Genomic DNA, 17,892 nt, shown 5'->3' with positions numbered 1-17,892 from the left:
GCAAATCTAAATTATTTATTAGATTTGCGGGAGTTCCTTTTTTAGGATAAACTGAACTTATTCCTAAGGAAAGTGGTTTACTGATTATAAAGTGATATAACATGAATTTCAGACACAAATATGTATTGGCAATCGATCAGGGAACGACAACTTCCCGGGCCATCCTGTTTAATCGTCAGGGACAGGTCATCACACTCTCCCAGAAAACATTCCAGCAGTACTTTCCTAAGCCGGGCTGGGTAGAGCATGATCCGAACGAAATCTGGTATACACAATCGCTTGCGATCAAGGAGGCGATGGCAAAAGCCGACGTAACGGATACCCATATTGCCTGTATAGGCATTGCCAACCAACGAGAGACAACGATCGTCTGGGATCGTGAGACGGGTTTTCCTGTCTACAATGCGATCGTGTGGCAGGATCGTCGTACGGCTGATTATTGTGAGGAGCTGAAGGCGGAAGGTTATTCCGATTTTATCCAGCAAAAGACAGGATTGGTGATAGATGCTTACTTTTCGGCAACCAAAGTCAAGTGGATACTGGATCATGTAAAAGGTATTCGTGAACGGGCGGAGCGGGGAGAACTTTGTTTCGGAACGGTCGATTCCTGGCTGGTCTGGAAACTGACGCGGGGATCGCAGTTCATAACCGATGTTACGAATGCTTCCCGGACCATGTTATTTAATATAAATACCTTGCAGTGGGATCAGGAGTTGCTCGATCTGTTCACGATCCCGTCTTCCATGCTGCCGGAGGTTAAGAGCAGCAGTGAGGTGTATTGTGAGACATCTTCACCTATATTCAAGACAGGTATTCCGGTTTCCGGAATGGCGGGCGACCAGCAGGCGGCTTTGTTCGGCCAGTTATGCCTGGAAGAAGGAATGATGAAGACGACCTACGGGACCGGTTGTTTTATGATCGTAAATATCGGGGACAAGCCGGTACTTTCACAGAATAACCTGTTGACGACGATTGCCTGGAAGTTAGGCGATAAGGTAACGTATGCACTTGAAGGAAGCGTGTTTGTCGGTGGTGCAGCTATCCAGTGGCTTCGTGACGGTATCGGGTTGATCCCGAATGCCCCGGTGACGGAACAGATGGCAAAATCGGTTCCCGACAACGGCGGTGTCTATTTTGTTCCGGCATTGACTGGTTTGGGAGCCCCTTACTGGGACCAGTATGCACGTGGTGCGATCATAGGCATAACCCGGGGCACGACGGCAGCGCACCTGACACGTGCAGCTTTGGAAGGTATTTGTTATCAGGTATACGACGTCCTGATCGCGATGGAGAATGATATTCATGCCAAACCAAAGGAGATCCGTGTGGATGGCGGTGCGATTGCGAATAATTTCCTGATGCAGTTCCAGGCAGATATCAGCCGGTGTCCCGTGGTGCGTCCCAGCATCATTGAAACAACGGCTTTAGGAGCCGCTTATCTGGCGGGGTTGGCTGTGAACTATTGGAAAGATATGGATGAACTGAAAGAACAATGGTCGCTCGATACCATATTTACCGCCAAGATGAAGCCTGAAACAGCTCTGGCTTTGCTGACAGACTGGCATAAGGCTGTCGGCCGGACGATGAATTGGGCGATGGACAGCGAAATATAAAAGAGATGACACCTTTTTTTGCAGAATTTATAGGGACGATGTTGCTTCTCCTGATGGGAGGAGGCGTGGTGGCCAATGTTTGCCTGGCGAAGACCAAAGGGTATGGTGCCGGGTGGCTGGCTATCACTACAGCCTGGGCGTTAGGTGTCTTTATCGGGGTCGTTGTGGCAGGACCTTATAGCGGTGCCCATCTGAACCCTGCCGTTTCGATCGGTTTGGCGATCGGGGGTACTTTTCCGTGGAGCGAAGTGCCTGTTTATATCCTTGCGCAGTTTTTGGGGGCAGCGGCCGGAGCTTTGATTGTCTGGCTCGTTTATAAAGATCATTTTGATGCGACGGATGATCAGGGAATAAAACTGGGGGTCTTCTGTACGAATCCGGCTATTAGTAATCCGCTGATCAATTTCCTGACGGAGATGGTGGGAGCATTCGTCCTGATGTTTGTCGTTTTCTATATAACGGATGGAGAGCTGACCTACGACAGTAACAGTACTTTACCTATAGGACTGGGGTCGGTGGGAGCTATTCCGGTTGCTTTTACCGTTTGGGTGATCGGCCTTTCGTTAGGTGGCCCGACGGGATACGCCATTAATCCGGCACGTGACCTGGCTCCCCGTTTTATGCACATGATTCTCCCGATCAAAGCAAAAGGAAGCAGCCACTGGGAATATGCCTGGATCCCCGGAATTGCACCGCTTGTAGGATCTGCCCTGGCTGCGATGCTTTATTATGTGCTGAAATAGAGTATCGAAGCTCTTTTATTTTATACATAAAAGTGGTATATTCGTGATATTATTCCGAAAGAGGAATGATAACCAGATTCAACTTAAGTATATTGAAATGAGAATAGCCACTTTGATTTTAGCCCTTTGTCTGATACTATCCGGATGTGGAAATCGTAATAGCCCAGGTGACCAAGCCGTTTTGTCTCCGGATTCATTATCTGAATTTCATAATCGGGCGCAATTACTGTTCGATGAAGCCCGTGAACAACAGCAAGGCGAAAATTACTCCGCAGCCATATCAGCTTATCAACAGCTCATTTCTCTGGAACCGACGGATAATGACATGAAGCCGGTCGTCGCTTTGATGGACGATGGATTTCTGCAATTGGTCTATTGCTATATCTTTGCCGGGCAACGGAAGGATGGAGCAGATTATTTCAACCGTATATATAAAGAAAAGAAATTTTGGTTTGTACGGAATCATCCTCGTAGTGTGGAAATCTGTACAGCTTATTCCCTCTATGAAGCTACGCGTCTGGAAGAAGCCGTTGCTTTGGTGGACCGTGCCTTATCCCGCGAGGAGGAAGGCAGAAAAAATGAACAACTTTATGTGGACAACGGAATTGCCTCCGTCATTTACAATCAGGCTGGTGAAATACGTAAGGCGATTAGTTGTGGAGAACGGAGTCTGGAGATCATAAGGACTTTGGATGATCAGTCAAAGATTGTATTTGTACTGGGTAATCTAATCTATCAGTATCAGCAGATTGGCGAATTTGAAAAAGCTCTTGCTGTTTATGATGCTTTATTGGTATCCGGTGAGGGGGAAAAGAATCCTTACGGACTATGTGCTGCCGAGACTAACATAGTTCATCTTTATGACGAATGGGGATTGGAGGAAGAAGTGACGGTTCATCTCGATAAGGCCCGTGAGGCTGCCGAACGGAGCGGTGTTCCCGATGCTTTCCTGCGGGTGGATAACTTGTCGGTTTATTATACCCTTCAAAGTGAGGAATATGATAAAGCCCGTGTTTTACTGGATAGTATGCAGGTTCGTATACCGGACCGTTCACAAAATTCGTTTTATCATGAGTTTTATGATAATTATGCCTGTATCCTGGCTGTAGGTGAAACGAAGGGGAAAGATCTTCAGGCGGTTATCAGGGCACGAGAATTGATCGGACAGCTGAAAGATAAACCACTGAACAACCTGTCGGTCCTGACTTATCGTTTGTTGGGTGATGTTTTGGCCGAAGGTGGAGAGCGGGAATTGGCGATTGATGCTTATCTGGCTTGTACAGATTATATTCAAAAGAATCAATTGGTCAATCAGCAACGCCTGGTTTATTATGCATTGGGAAGATTGTACGCAGAAACAAAGCGCCCGGACGAATCTTCCCGTTATCTTTTGATGGCTCACCAGGCTGGACTGGTATTCACAGAACGACGGAATGCCGGACTGATGTCGCAGTTCCGGGTCAGATATGAAACGAGGGAAAAGGAACAGGATAACCGGTTGTTACGTTCTGAACTGCAACTACAGAAACGTACCACGCAATATTATGTACTGATCGGTATAGTATCCTTTCTGCTGGGTACGGCTTTCTTGCTTTGGTTGATCCTGCGCCATCGTGCTTTGCGGTTGCGCCATGAGTCGAATCTTCGTCAGATGTTAGCCGAGTGGCAAAATATGAACCGTAAAAACGAGGAACTCCGTTTGCAGATAGAAAAGGCTGATGCCCAACATACCATGCAGGAGGTGATCAACAGTCTGTCTCCCCGTCTACTGACTAACGAAGAAGAACAGGAGTTCCGGCGTCAGTTCTGTCTTCTATATCCATCCTTCCTGTCGGGGTTGAGGAAGGTTTGTCCCACAGTGACTCGTAGTGAGGAATTGTTGGCGATGCTTGTCCGCCTGCATCTATCCTCCGATGAAATAGCGTTCGCTTTAGGAAATAACCGGGCAAGTGTGAATACATCCCGTTTCCGTTTCCGGAAGAAGCTGGGACTTGAAAAGGAGGTATCGCTGGAAGATTATATAGACAGTCTCTGAAAAATTATAAATCAGAGCCTTATTCTTTACAGTTGCAATTGTCTATTGAATTGTCTATTGCCGTTTTTAGGAAATGGCATTGACTTTATATAGCTTCGTTTTCTGTATATGAACCTGAATCATAGTTACCACTAAATATGAATTAAAATTAGCGAACATGAAAACTATTACATTTTCAAATTTGAGCAGATTATCTTTATTAAGGCGATTGTTAACTATTACCAGTGTTATCTTTTCAGTGATGATCTTATTTACAGCTTGCAGCGATGATGACGAGCCGTGTCCTGCACAGCATCCTGAGGTGGCTGTCTGTTTGAAAAGCCAGACAAATAGCTGGCGTACTGCTTTGAGTTACTATGCGACAAACCAGCTCGAAGCGAAGGGGCTGACTTATTCTACCTACGTGGCGAAAGATGCCGCACAGCAAGCTCATCAGATCAAGATGGCTGTGGAATCCGGTTGCCGGGCATTGGTGGTGGTTCCCGAAGGCATCGGTAAAGAGGTACTCGATGTCGCTCTTTCGGCAGGGATTCCGGTTATAATGTTTGAGGATGGAATCACAGACGGATACGCTGCCCTGGTGCAGGGTGATAACGGGGCAGCCGGAAAGAATGCTGCCGATTATATAGCATCGAAAGGAGCTGTGCATGTGGTTGCTTTCGAAGTAACACAAGATCCGGCATCGAGTGATGCCCGTGTCGGTGCTTTTACGGAGGAGATGGGGGCCAAATCACCTTCTACTCAGGTGACAACACAATCCCTGTCATTATACACAAGTGCCGATGGTAAGGCTGCGGCTGCCGGTATTTTAGCCAGTGATCCGTCTGTAGATGCCTTTTATGCTCAGGACGATGAAGTGGCGGCAGGTGTGATTGAAGCCATCGGTGAATCTGGCCGTAACGATATCAAAGTAGTTGTTGGTTGCGGCGGATCGCAGACTTTCTTTTCACTGATCCTTTCAACAACGGTCACGGATGTAGCGACAACGCTTTATTCTCCGTCCATGATTACCAAATGTATAGATCTGGCGGATGATATACTGAAAGGTAAGTCTCCGGAAGAAAAGCAAATCGTGATGCCTGCAACAGTCGTGAATAAAGAGAATGTCCGGGAATATCAGGATAGTAATTCGCCTTACTGACCTGTATGGTTGTCGATTCGTGCACAGGAGTATTTTTAAATCAGTTCCCGTATCACTTTTATAACCTCCGGAATAGAGGCTTCTACTTTCGGAGTCAGTTCCATATTTACTTCATTCAGATTGGCGGCCGATACGACGATAAGATGGACCTCCGGCAGGTCGCCGGTCAGGATCATTGTTTCGATCATGTCGCGGAGACCGATTTCATGTGCACTCATCAAGGGTGGATAATCGCTGGCGTATTTCGGACGGATGAGGCGGACCGTTCCCGGCGGATGAGTGTCGAGGGTGGCATCTACCATGATGATATGGTCATATCCCGTCAGCCAGCTGATCAAATGCAAGCCTCCCGTCCCGCCATCCATCAGGGTGACATGGGCGGGAAGCGTCTCTTTCTCCAGAGCACGGATCACGTGGATACCGACTCCTTCGTCTTTCAGCAATAAATTGCCGACACCTAATATAAGAGTTTTCTTTTCCATTCTATAGTTCTTTTCCTTGTAGGATATATTGCAGTTTGAGATACGGGGGTATGAGGAACAAGCATATGCCTGTATGTCAGTCTGCAATATCAGTCATTTTTTTTAGCTATCTTGGTGATTGCTTCGGCAGTCTCCGTTATTTCTTCCTTATCGGCGATATCTTCTTCAATAAACTTCCAGCCACCGATGATCGAGGATGTTTCACCGCGTTGTTCGATGTAATCGTGGTAGAATACCAGATATACATGGACAATGGCAAAGAGGATAAAGAACCACATCAGGAAATGGTGGATTTGGCGTGCCATCAAATCGCCGCCCATCAACGGGATGGTCCAGGCAAACAGTTGGGGGAAGACCGACTGGCTCATCTTGGCATACAATCCGAAACCTGTAATACTTTGCAACAGGAATGCCCAGAACGTACCGAAGTAGATCAGGCTTGCCAGCGCATTATGGCCGATGCTTTCTACTGGTTTGTTCTTTATCATCAGGATGTCGACCTTTATTACTTCCAGTACTTCCTGCCACTGTGATTTCTTTAATGGAATGAAGTTTGTCCACCGGGCAAAGCGGTTTCCCACGAATCCCCAGTACAGGCGGAACACGAAGTTGAAGAAGAACACGAATGCCGCTACAAAATGGATGAAACGGACTACGCCGAACCAATAGCTGAAATAGGCTTCCGAAGCGTTCAGTATGGCTGGCGGATCGGCAATAATGAATCCGGTGATGCACAGTATGACGATACACAAGGCATTCACCCAATGGTAGATACGTACGGGAAGTTCCCATACGTATACTTCAGTAAGACGTTTTTTACGACTTTTCATAGCAATACTATTTAAAACGTATCCATTTGGTGCACATACTTCCCTTCCTCGTCATACAGATGCACGGCGCAAGCCAGGCACGGGTCGAAGGAATGGATTGTCCGGAGGATTTCGAGCGGCTGGTTGGCATCGTGTATCGGTGTGCCGATCAGGGCCGATTCATAGGGCGAAAGGTTGCCGTTTTCATCCCTGGGCGAGGCGTTCCAGGTGGTAGGAACTACCATCTGGTAGTTTTTCACCCGGTTGTTCTCTATCACGATGAAATGGGCGAGAGCACCGCGCGGAGCTTCTGTCAGTCCTACGCCTTGCGCCTTCTTCGGCCAGTTTTCGTTTTCCCACATCACCGGATTAGCCATACGAGAATCTCCGTTCTCCAGGTTCTTCATTAACTGGTCGAAGAACTCGAGCGACCAACCGGCAACAAGCTGTGTCTCGATACCACGGGCGGCTGTGCGTCCCAGTGTGGAGAAGAGGGCTTCAGCCGGAAGATTAAGCTGTTTCAAAACATTGTCGACAGCTGTTTTCTGCGGTTCTTTACCTGCTGCGTATGCTACGATCAGACGGGCAAGAGGACCTACTTCCATCGGCTGGCCTTTCCAGCGCGGCGTTTTGATCCAGCTATATTTATCTTCTACATCCAGATATTTATAGGGAGGTTTCGGACCGGTGTATTCCAGATTTGTTTCTCCGTCGTACGGATGCAAACCGGCTTTGTCGCCTTCTGTATATTTATACCAGGAATGGTAGATATATTCTTTTATCTCTTCCGAAGAGTTGGCGTCTACCGGATGGACCTTGCTCAGGTCACGGTCGAGTACGATACCCCGCGGGCTCAGATAATCCTCTATACCGGCATATCCGTGCAATGGGAAATCTCCATAAGACAGATAGTTGCTAACGCCGCCTCCGATTTTGCTCCATTCGTCTTTATAGACTTCGGCGATCATCAGCAGGTCAGGGATATATACCTGGTCGATAAAGTCTTTCCCTTCCTGGAGCTTCTGTTTAACCAGTGCCAGACGTTCGGCGTTGATCGCATTCGCTTCGTTGAGGTCGATGCTGCACGGCATACCGCCCACCAGGAAGTTCGGGTGCGGGTTTTTACCACCGAATACGGCATGTACTTTGACGATTTCCTTTTGCCATTCCAGTGCATCCAGGTAATGGACGGTTGCGATAAGGTTCTGTTCCGGCGTTAATTTATAGGCAGGATGGCCCCAATAGCCGTTGGCAAAGATACCGAGCTGTCCGCTGGCTACGAATTTCTTCAGGCGTTCCTGGGTGTTTCTGAAATAGCCTTCCGTGTTTTTAGCCCACGGCGATAATTGCTGGGCGAGGAGGGCGGCAGCTTTCGGATCAGCTTTCAGGGCCGATACGATATCTACCCAATCCAGTGCATGCAACTGGTAGAAGTGGACCGTATGATCGTGCATGTAAAGCACTGCTTCCATAATATTGCGAACCATTTCCGCGTTAGGAGGGATGGTGATATCCAACGCCTGTTCCACCGCTCGGACAGAACAGAGCGAATGAATGGAGGTACATACGCCACAGACGCGTCCGACGAATACCCAGGCATCGCGGGGATCGCGGTTACGGACTATATTTTCAATTCCCCGAACCATTGTTCCGGAACTGTATGCATCTTTGATTTTGCCGCCTTCTATGGCTGCTTCTACCCGGAGATGGCCTTCGATACGGGTGATAGGATCTATAACGATTCTTTCTGACATGGTATTGCAAATTTAGATGTTAGATGTACTTTCCGGTTCCTCATTATCGATGAGTTTCTTTTTACGGATATTGGTTGCTACGGCGTGGACGGCTATACCGGCAGCTGTGGCTGTTCCCAGGGCGAGGCCGATCTGGTCGGCTGTCGCTTCAATTCCGAAACCGTGGACGTCGGGCATTCGTTTATAGAACGGACTGTTGTCCCAAAAGTTTTCCTCGCTGCAACCCAGGCAGGGGTGACCGCTCTGGATCGGGTAGCTGGTTCCTTCATTCCATTTGATGATCCCGCACGAATTGTAAGTGCTGGGTCCTTTGCAGCCGACTTTGTAGAGGCAGTATCCATGTTTGGCATTTTCATCGTCGAAGCTTTCCACGAAAAGACCGGCATCGAAGTTGGCACGGCGGTAACAGGAGTCGTGTACACGGCGGGAATAAAACATCTTGGGACGTCCTAGGCCGTCGAGTTGCGGCATACGTTCGAATGTCAGCATATAGATGATGACACCGGCCATCACATCTGCGATAGGAGGACAGCCTTGTACATTAATAATAGGTTTACCCTTGATTACTTTATGGATCGCTTTGGCCCCTGTCGGGTTCGGGTTGGCTGCCTGTACGCAACCGGCGCATGCACAGTTACCCCAGGCGATGATCGCTTTTGCACCTTTGGCAGCCTCTTCGGTGATCTGCAAAGCACTTTTGCCGCCTACGCAGCAATAACCTTCGTCTTTTGTCGGGATCGATCCTTCGATCATAAGCAAGTATTCACCGTAATACTTTTTCATCGTCTCTTCCTTAGCTGCTTCAGCCTGTTCACCGGCTGCAGCCATCAACGTTTCCGTATAGTCGAGTGAAATCTTGTCGAGTAGAAGTGTTGCCACGATCGGATGCGCAGCACGGATGAACGATTCAGTACAGCAGGTACATTCCTGGAGGTGAAGCCAGATAACCGGCAGGCGCGGTTTGGTTTCCAGTGCGTTGACAACCTGGGCCACACCGGAGGATTCCAGTCCCATAAGGGCCGCCATGGTGGTACAGAATTTCAGGAAATCCCTTCGAGAGATGCCTTTTTGCCGGCATTCTTCGTAGACGGTAGGTCTTTTATTTTCCATATTTTCGCAATTTATTGGTTTTCTTTTCAGCAAATACGTGGTAGCTGTTCACCGCTCAGCATATCGACGATTCGGTAGTTGCCATACGGCGTTTTCATTTTTACGATTGCATTATCCTCTCCGGTTATACGACCGATGATTGTTGCATCCTTTCCTTCCGGAAAGCTTTTCATCACAGCGAGAGCCTCTTGTGACCGGGTTTCCGGCAGGATGACCAGCACCAATCCTTCGTTGGCAATATAAAGCGGGTCGAGTCCCAGTATTTCCGAAGCACCTTTCACGGCATCGGGGATGGGGAGGGATGCTTCATCCAAAACAATTTCAACACGGGCTGCTTTCGCTATCTCGTTCAGTGTTCCGCTTACTCCGCCGCGTGTCGGGTCACGAAGCACATGTACTTCCTCTATATTTTTTAACAACTGAGAAAGCATATTGTTTAACGAAACTGTATCACTTTTCAGATTTGTTTCAAAACCGAGGCTTTCGCGGGCGGAAAGGATCGTGATACCGTGCGCTCCGATCGGACCGCTACAGATGATGACATCTCCGGGTTGTACACGGTCGGGAGCGATACGGATGCCTTCCGGCACGACTCCGATACCGCTGGTATTGATGAACAGTTTGTCGCATTTGCCGCGTTCCACCACTTTGGTATCGCCGGCAACGATCTGTACTCCGGCTTTATCGGCAGCTTTCCGCATGGAGCGGACGATGCGTTGCAGGTCGGATAATGGCAAACCTTCTTCCAGTATAAACCCGGCTGTCAGGTAAAGCGGCCGGGCACCGCAACATGCCAGATCGTTTACCGTACCGTTCACTGCCAGGTCGCCGATATCGCCGCCGGGAAAGAATATCGGATCGACAACAAATGAGTCGGTCGAGTAGGCCATGCGTCCTTCCTGAACGGGGAACACGCAACCGTCATGATCCTGTTCCAGTAACGGATTGCGGAATGCCGGATAGAAAATATCGCTTATCAACCGATGTGTCATCCGTCCGCCTCCGCCATGTGCCATTAATACACAGTCGGAGTCATTAAATGGAACCGGACAATTAAAATCTTCGTTCTTCATATCTTTATAGTTGATAGTTGACAGTTGACAAGTGACAGTTTAGGCTTCGCGTCTGAAACCTGTCAACTGTCACTTGTCAACTGTCAACTATATTTATAGTATGCCGCGCAAACCCCTTCCGAAGAAACCATCGGTGCCCCCATCGGGCGTTCCGGCAAACAGGCTTTTCCGAAGAAAGGACAGTCGGAAGGTTGGCTCACGCCCCTCATGATGTTTCCGGCAATACATTCGGATGAAATTTCAGTTTCTCTCGGAAGGAATGGAAATTTCTCCCGGGAGGAATAGATTGCATACGTTTTCTTCAATTGTAAACCGCTACCGGGAATTACGCCGATTCCGCGCCATTCCTGATCGCATGGTTCAAGTGTTTCCTCCATCAATGCGCGAGCAGCCGGGTTACCCTCTTCCGGCACGGCACGGCGATAAGCATTTTCAACAAAAGAGCTTCCGTTTTCCAGTTGCAGCAGGCAACGGTAAATACCTAACAGTAGGTCGACCGGCTCAAAACCGGTGACAACCATCGGTGTCTTATATTTTTCTGCTAATTGATGATAGGCTGAATTTCCGGTGATAGCACAAACATGACCGGCTGTCAGGAATCCGTCTACTTTACTTTCCGGATCGGAAAGGATCGCATCTATTGCGGGCGGAACGGTGAATAGCGAAGTCAGTAAAGAGAAGTTGGATAATTTCTTCCGTTGCGCTTCCTTCAATGCCATCATATGTACCGGTGCTGTCGTTTCAAAACCTATGGCGAAGAAGACGACTTCCTTTCCCGGATTAGTCTCCGCCAGCCTGACCGCATCGAGTGGTGAGTAAAGCATACGAACATCTGCTCCGTGTGCTTTTACCTGCAACAGGTCTTCACGGGTTCCCGGTACACGCATCATGTCTCCGAACGAAGCCAGTATGACATCGGGGCGTTTGGCTAATTCCAGAGCCTGGTCTATCAGAGTAACCGGCGTAACACAGACCGGACAACCGGGGCCATGAAGCAGGCGGACCTGTTCCGGCAACATATCTTCCAAACGGTAACGGGCGATGGCATGCGTCTGTCCGCCGCATATTTCCATGATATGCCACGTCTGGGTCGTCACCTTACGGATGGCCCGGACAAGCGCCTGCACCTGCTCGTTGTTGCGATATTCGTCAACGTATTTCATATACGCTCCAGTTTTTTGAGGTCTTCCAGCGTCTCTTCTGCTTCCCGGGCATTGACGACAGAGATCGCCATCCCGGCATGCGCCAGTACATAATCGCCTTCCGCCGCATCCACCCATTGGATACAAATGTCTTTCGTGACGCCGCTGAAATCGACCTTAGCCATTGCCAGGTCGGGCACAGATCGGTCTATACTTATTATTTTACCAGGAACAGCAAGACACATAAGCTTATTTGTTTTTTATTAACAACTCCAAAAGTAGCCAATATGTTCGGGAAAAGATGTGTTAAATGATACATATTATCTATTAAGTGATAAATAAAAATTATCTGCTTTGTCGAGGGTATGGTTTGTTTATTCTGGTTAAACCTTCTATATTTGTTCGGATTGTAAAACAAGGAAGGGTGAAGATATCGAAATTGATAATCCGTGGATTGGTGCAAGGGGTTGGCTTTCGTCCGTTTATCTATCGTATTGCAAACGAGATGGGGATAAGAGGGGAAGTAGACAACCGGAATAACGGTGTTTGCATTCATGCTGTTCTGACACCGGAGCAACAGGAGACGTTTATTTCCCGGATCAGAGAAGAGCATCCTCCGGTAGCTTTTATCCATAGCATACAAATTTCGGAAACGGAGCATGAAGATATCGGACAGGCCGGTTTAACCATTATTCCCAGCCGTTCCGATTCGGAAGAAGTAACACAGGTGGCACCTGATATTGCCGTTTGTCCCGAATGTCTTCGCGACAGAAAGATACAACCGCATCGTCTGCGGTACCCTTTTATTAATTGTACGCATTGCGGTCCGCGTTTTTCTATCATTCGTGATCTTCCTTACGACCGGCAGCAGACAACCATGTCTGCCTTTGCCATGTGTCCGGATTGCCGGAAGGAATATACGACAGTCAGCGACCGCCGTTTCCATGCACAACCCGTGGCCTGTAATCATTGCGGGCCTTTTTATTATGCTATATATAATAATGTAAAGACGGAAGACTATAATGAGTTGCTCGATCTGTCCGTCCGCCTGCTTAGTGAAGGAGAAGTGATCGCAGCAAAAGGTATCGGTGGTTACCATTTGATATGTGATGCCCTGAACGACCGGGCCGTAACCCGTTTACGGATGATAAAACAGCGTGACGGTAAACCTTTTGCCGTTATGTTCCGTGATATGGAACAGTTGAAACAATATGTAGAAGTAAATCCGGTCGAAGAAGATTGCCTGCTTTCCTGGCGGCGTCCGATCGTATTGCTGAAACAAAAGAGAAGGCTTGCCGCCGATATAAACCCCGATATGCAAACGTTAGGCTGCATGCTGCCTTATATGCCCCTGCATTACGATTGGTTTGCTGCCCTCGGCACTCCGGCTTTGGTAATGACCAGTGGAAACCTGAGTGATCGGCCGATTGCCATAACGCCTGCTGAGGCAGAGGAACAACTATCCGGTAAAGTCGTCCTGTTACTTCATCACAACAGGGATATTCATAACAGGGTGGACGACTCGGTTCTTCAGGTTTGCGGTGACCAGCCTTGTCTGATCCGTCGTTCGCGGGGTTATGTGCCGGAGCCTTTCTTTGCAGATGTTCCGGTAGAAGGAATATGGGCTTTTGGTGCGGAAAAGGTAAACACATTTGCTTTGGGGAAAGGGGATACGGTTTTGCAAAGCCAATATATCGGTGATTTGAAGAACTGGGAAACATTCAGTTTTTATACAGAATCGCTGGAACGTTTCCGGCATCTTTTTCGCTTTACCCCCTCTGTGCTTGTATGTGACATGCATCCTGATTATTTATCATCCCGGGAGGCGGAGCGTGTAACTGCATGTTCCGGCTTGCCGTTGCTGAAAGTACAGCACCATCATGCCCATGCTGCGGCTTGTATGCTGGAATATGGCTTACATGAAAAAGTCGTTGCTATCGTCTTGGATGGGACTGGTCTGGGGGATGACGGGAAAGTGTGGGGAGGTGAGTTTTTCCTCTGTGACCGGAAGGTGTATCACCGCCTGTCACATTTCGAATATGTCCCTTTGCCCGGTGGCGATAAAGCAGCTGTAGAACCCTGGCGGATGGCTGTTGCTTATTTATGGCATTACTGGGGAGATGCCGCCCGTTTTCCGGAAGGGTTTACTGAACGGATAGGTGCAGATAAGATCCGGTTGCTGGTAACGATGATGGAAAAGGGCATTAATACGCCTTATACATCGGGCGCCGGCCGGTTATTTGACGCTGTCGCCTCTTTGCTTGGGCTTTGTGACGTGTCGACGCATCAGGCTGAGGCTCCCGTGCGGTTGGAACAAGCAGCAGGAAGTGAACAGTCGGCGCAGTATGCGGTTATAATAAAAGAAGGGGTTGTCTCTTTCCACCCTATGTTTGAAGGATTGCTGAACGATCTGGCTTCCGGAGTCTCTGTCGCTGATATAGCGGCAAAATTCCATAATGCAATAGCATTTCTTCTGCTGGCAGAAGCTAAACGTTATCTGCAGCAGACCGGGGCGACACGGGTGGTTATCTCCGGCGGTTGTTTTCAAAACAAACGGTTGACGGAACAGTTGCAACGTTTATTTGCGAATGAAGATATTCCTTTGTATGTCCCGGGCCGTATACCTTGTAATGATGGGGGAGTCGCAGTCGGTCAGCTGGCCATTGCTGCTTCCCGGAAAAATAGTACTGATTATGCATGAAATGTCTATTGCTCAAAGTATAGTCGAACTGGCGGAAGAGCAGGCGCGCAGCCGTCATTCGGAAGCAGTCGAAGAACTGGAACTGGAAATCGGGCGTCTGGCCGGTGTGGAATTACATACGCTTGATTTCGCCCTTGAAAGTGCGGTGAAAGGTTCCATGCTCGAACATGCTTCGATCATCCGTCATATTATTGACGGTGAGGGAACCTGTACGGATTGCGGAAAGCTCTTTCCAATGGAGGCTTTATTCACGCCTTGTCCGGCATGCGGTTCTTATTGTGTTAAAATCATTAAAGGAAAAGAACTTCGTGTGAAATCGATTGTTATTAAATAATAAATACAAAACGCTTATGTGTGGAACTTGCGGGTGTGGAGAACACCATCATCACGAACATGACCATCACGACCATCATCATGATCATGGCCATGAACATCATCATCACCACCACGATGAGGATAAGGTAATAACACTCGAACAGGATATTCTCCAGCGAAACAATCTGCTGGCAGAACGTAACCGCGGTTATTTTGAAGCAAAAGAAATATTCTGCCTGAACCTGATGAGTTCGCCCGGTTCCGGAAAGACGACATTGCTGGAAGAGACCGTCCGCCGTTTGAATGGTAAACTTCCGTTGTATGTTATCGAAGGTGACCAGCAGACCTCCAATGATGCAGATCGTATTGCCGCTCTGAATATCCCTGTCTTCCAGGTAAATACCGGAACGGGTTGCCATCTGGAGGCTGATATGGTAAATCATGCGGTGAAACATCTTTCTCCGGCAAACGGCTCGATCTTGTTTATCGAGAATGTCGGCAATCTGGTTTGCCCTGCCATGTTCGATCTCGGTGAAGCGAAGAAAGTGGTTATTGTAAGTACGACCGAAGGAGATGACAAACCTTTGAAATACCCGCATATCTTTGCAGAAGCAGATGTCTGTGTGATTAACAAGACAGACCTTGCACCCTATCTCAATACAGATATAGAGACATTGAAAAATAATGCTTTAAAGGTGAATCACCATTTAACTGTTTTTGAAGTATCGGCTATGAAAGGCGACGGTATGGATGCCTGGTGTGACTGGTTGTGTCTGGAATGTGCAAAATGTAAATAAATAACCCGGAATCCGATGAATAAATAGATGAAAAAAGCTATATTTGTTCCGGTTCATTGAATTAAATAATCAAAATGTTATGATTAACCGAGAATTAATCGACCCGAAGAGCATAGTCGTTGTAGGCGGCTCGAATAATGTACACAAGCCGGGTGGGCGTTTGGTACGAAACCTCCTCGATGGTAAATATAAAGGAGAGTTGTATGTCGTGAATGCCAAGGAAGACGACGTGCAAGGTCTGAAATCGTATCATTCCGTACACGATATACCGGATACGGAAATGGCTATTATATCAATTCCCGGTCCTTCATGTCCTGAAGCTGTCGATGTATTGGCAAAACAGAAGAATGTAAAAGCCTTTATTGTAGTCTCTGCCGGATTTGGAGAGGAGACTCACGAAGGGGCCATTCTGGAAAATCAGATGCTCGAAAGTGTGAATGAAGCGGGAGCATCCATGATCGGTCCGAACTGTATCGGACTGATGAATATGAATTTCCATGGCGTATTTACGCAACCTATACCCGAATTTCATCCGGATGGAGTGGATTTTATCTCCAGTTCAGGCGGTACGGCGCTTTTCATTATCGAATCGGCGCTGACTAAAGGCTTGCGCTTCTCGTCTGTCTGGTCTGTCGGCAACTCCAAACAGATCGGAGTGGAGGAGGTGATCGAATATATGGACCGTCATTTTGATCCTGTACTCGACTCAAAAATAAAAATGCTGTATATCGAGCAGATCAAGAATCCCGATAAACTGCTTTATCATGCTTCTTCATTGATTCGTAAAGGATGCCATATTGCAGCGATCAAGGCAGGAAGTACAGAGTCCGGAAAACGTGCGGCCTCTTCGCATACCGGTGCGATTGCCAGCTCTGATTCGGCAGTTGAGGCTTTGTTCCGCAAGGCGGGCATCGTACGTTGTTTCAGCCGTGAAGAACTGACGACTGTTGCCAGTATCTTTACCCTGAAGGATGTAAAAGGAAAGAACTGTGCTATCATCACACATGCCGGAGGTCCGGCAGTTATGTTGGCCGATGCGCTTTCCAAAGGCCGTCTGAATGTTCCGAACCTGGAAGGGCCTGTCGCTACCGAACTGAAATCTAAATTATATCCGGGGGCTGCAGTGGGCAACCCGATCGATATTATCGGAACGGGAACACCGGAACATCTGGCTACCGCGATCGATTATTGCGAAAATCATTTTGAGGAAATCGATCTGATGATGGTCATCTTCGGAAGTCCGGGACTGGTGAAATTGTATGACGCTTATGAAGTGCTTCATAAGAAGATGGAAGAATGTAAAAAACCGATCTTCCCGGTGCTCCCTTCTATTGTGACAGCCGGACCGGAGGTTCGCAGTTTTGTTAAAAAAGGCCATGTGAATTTCTCAGATGAAGTGACGTTGGGAACAGCCCTTTCACGTGTGATCAATACGCCGAAGCCGATGAGTACCGATATACAACTGTATGGGGTCAATGTGCCTGAGGTACGCCGCATCATCGACCAGCTTCCTTCAAACGGATATTTGGCTCCCGAGCAGGTTCGTACTTTACTGGGTGCTGCCAATATTCCGCTTGTGGATGAATTTACATCGACCGACAAAGACGAATTGATCGCTTTTGCCAAACGGGTAAAATTCCCTGTAGTAGCCAAAGTCGTAGGTCCGGTACATAAAAGTGATATTGGAGGTGTAGCCCTGAATATTCGTAGTGAAGAACATCTGTTGTTCGAATTTGAACGTATGATGCGTTTGCCGGATGTGACGGCCGTTATGGTGCAGCCCATGCTGAAAGGGCAGGAGTTATTCCTGGGAGCTAAATATGAGGAAGGTTTCGGCCATGTCATCCTGTGTGGACTGGGAGGAATTTTTGTCGAAGTATTGAAAGATGTCTCTTATGGCTTGTCTCCGTTATCATATGATGAAACCTATTCCATGATCCGCTCTTTGCGCGGTTATCCGATCATTAAGGGAACGCGTGGTCAAAAAGGTATCGATGAACAACAATATGCTGATATCATCGTCCGCCTTTCCACTTTGCTCCGTTTTGCATCCGAGATAAAAGAAATGGATATTAATCCGCTGGTAGCAACCGACCGGGGATTGTTTGCGGTAGATGCCCGCATCAGGATAGAGAAATAACAACAGACAAATAAAAAAGGGGAATTGAAAACATAAG

Annotated in this window: 15 protein-coding genes; 8 read left to right on the top strand and 7 right to left on the bottom strand. The window is 48.0% G+C overall.

Annotation, left to right across the window (positions count from 1 at the left end):
* Window positions 1-101 precede the first annotated feature (101 nt).
* The 4 genes from glpK to DWX23_RS10545 all read left to right on the top strand — a co-directional run bounded on the left by glpK (window position 102) and on the right by DWX23_RS10545 (window position 5,532).
* On the top strand, window positions 102-1,613 hold the full coding sequence (gene glpK, locus DWX23_RS10560; RefSeq protein WP_122374470.1) for a glycerol kinase GlpK: 1,512 nt from the start codon (window positions 102-104) through the stop codon (window positions 1,611-1,613).
* 5 nt (window positions 1,614-1,618) lie between these two features.
* Window positions 1,619-2,356 carry an MIP/aquaporin family protein gene (locus DWX23_RS10555; RefSeq protein ID WP_122374469.1) on the top strand — a complete coding sequence of 246 codons (738 nt, stop codon included), beginning with the start codon at window positions 1,619-1,621 and terminating at the stop codon, window positions 2,354-2,356.
* A 97-nt stretch (window positions 2,357-2,453) separates the two neighbouring features.
* A complete protein-coding gene (locus tag DWX23_RS10550; protein WP_122374468.1) occupies window positions 2,454-4,391 on the top strand; it encodes a hypothetical protein in 1,938 nt (645 codons plus the stop codon).
* Window positions 4,392-4,632: 241 nt separating this feature from the next.
* A complete protein-coding gene (locus DWX23_RS10545) occupies window positions 4,633-5,532 on the top strand; it encodes a substrate-binding domain-containing protein (RefSeq protein WP_229801043.1) in 900 nt (299 codons plus the stop codon).
* 35 nt (window positions 5,533-5,567) lie between these two features.
* Here the strand turns inward: DWX23_RS10545 and DWX23_RS10540 are convergent, their stop codons facing one another.
* The 7 genes from DWX23_RS10540 to DWX23_RS10510 form a co-directional block, all read right to left on the bottom strand.
* Window positions 5,568-6,014 (bottom strand): HyaD/HybD family hydrogenase maturation endopeptidase, encoded by a 447-nt coding sequence (locus tag DWX23_RS10540; RefSeq protein WP_122374611.1) that lies wholly within the window; start codon window positions 6,012-6,014, stop codon window positions 5,568-5,570.
* Window positions 6,015-6,103: 89 nt separating this feature from the next.
* Complete coding sequence (gene cybH / locus DWX23_RS10535; RefSeq protein ID WP_122351596.1) at window positions 6,104-6,844, bottom strand: Ni/Fe-hydrogenase, b-type cytochrome subunit; 741 nt, start codon at window positions 6,842-6,844, stop codon at window positions 6,104-6,106.
* A gap of 11 nt (window positions 6,845-6,855) precedes the next feature.
* On the bottom strand, window positions 6,856-8,577 hold the full coding sequence (locus DWX23_RS10530; protein ID WP_122374466.1) for a nickel-dependent hydrogenase large subunit: 1,722 nt from the start codon (window positions 8,575-8,577) through the stop codon (window positions 6,856-6,858).
* A 12-nt stretch (window positions 8,578-8,589) separates the two neighbouring features.
* Complete coding sequence (locus DWX23_RS10525; RefSeq protein ID WP_122351594.1) at window positions 8,590-9,687, bottom strand: hydrogenase small subunit; 1,098 nt, start codon at window positions 9,685-9,687, stop codon at window positions 8,590-8,592.
* 26 nt (window positions 9,688-9,713) lie between these two features.
* Window positions 9,714-10,760, bottom strand: coding sequence for a hydrogenase expression/formation protein HypE (gene hypE / locus DWX23_RS10520; protein WP_122374465.1), 1,047 nt, complete (start codon window positions 10,758-10,760; stop codon window positions 9,714-9,716).
* Window positions 10,761-10,843: 83 nt separating this feature from the next.
* Window positions 10,844-11,923: a hydrogenase formation protein HypD gene (hypD, locus tag DWX23_RS10515; RefSeq protein WP_122374464.1), complete on the bottom strand. Its 1,080-nt coding sequence runs from the start codon at window positions 11,921-11,923 to the stop codon at window positions 10,844-10,846.
* Window positions 11,920-12,147 (bottom strand): HypC/HybG/HupF family hydrogenase formation chaperone, encoded by a 228-nt coding sequence (locus tag DWX23_RS10510; protein WP_122374463.1) that lies wholly within the window; start codon window positions 12,145-12,147, stop codon window positions 11,920-11,922. The genes hypD and DWX23_RS10510 overlap by 4 nt, the downstream gene beginning before the upstream one ends.
* 179 nt (window positions 12,148-12,326) lie before the next feature.
* Here DWX23_RS10510 and hypF point away from each other — a divergent pair, with 179 nt between their 5' ends.
* From hypF to DWX23_RS10490, 4 genes are all read left to right on the top strand, one after another.
* Window positions 12,327-14,603, top strand: a complete 2,277-nt coding sequence (gene hypF, locus DWX23_RS10505; RefSeq protein WP_122374610.1) for a carbamoyltransferase HypF — start codon at window positions 12,327-12,329, stop codon at window positions 14,601-14,603.
* Window positions 14,596-14,937, top strand: a complete 342-nt coding sequence (locus DWX23_RS10500) for a hydrogenase maturation nickel metallochaperone HypA (RefSeq protein WP_122374462.1) — start codon at window positions 14,596-14,598, stop codon at window positions 14,935-14,937. Before hypF ends, DWX23_RS10500 begins: the two co-directional genes overlap by 8 nt.
* Before the next feature lie 16 nt (window positions 14,938-14,953).
* A complete protein-coding gene (hypB, locus tag DWX23_RS10495) occupies window positions 14,954-15,715 on the top strand; it encodes a hydrogenase nickel incorporation protein HypB (protein ID WP_122374461.1) in 762 nt (253 codons plus the stop codon).
* Between the two features lie 79 nt (window positions 15,716-15,794).
* Window positions 15,795-17,855, top strand: coding sequence for an acetate--CoA ligase family protein (locus DWX23_RS10490; RefSeq protein ID WP_122351588.1), 2,061 nt, complete (start codon window positions 15,795-15,797; stop codon window positions 17,853-17,855).
* Window positions 17,856-17,892: the final 37 nt, after the last annotated feature.

Source organism: Parabacteroides sp. AF18-52, from assembly GCF_003479145.1.
GTDB lineage: Bacteria > Bacteroidota > Bacteroidia > Bacteroidales > Tannerellaceae > Parabacteroides > Parabacteroides faecis.
Note: the sequence above shows the minus strand (reverse complement) of the source record. Positions and strands in the feature narration are given on the sequence as shown.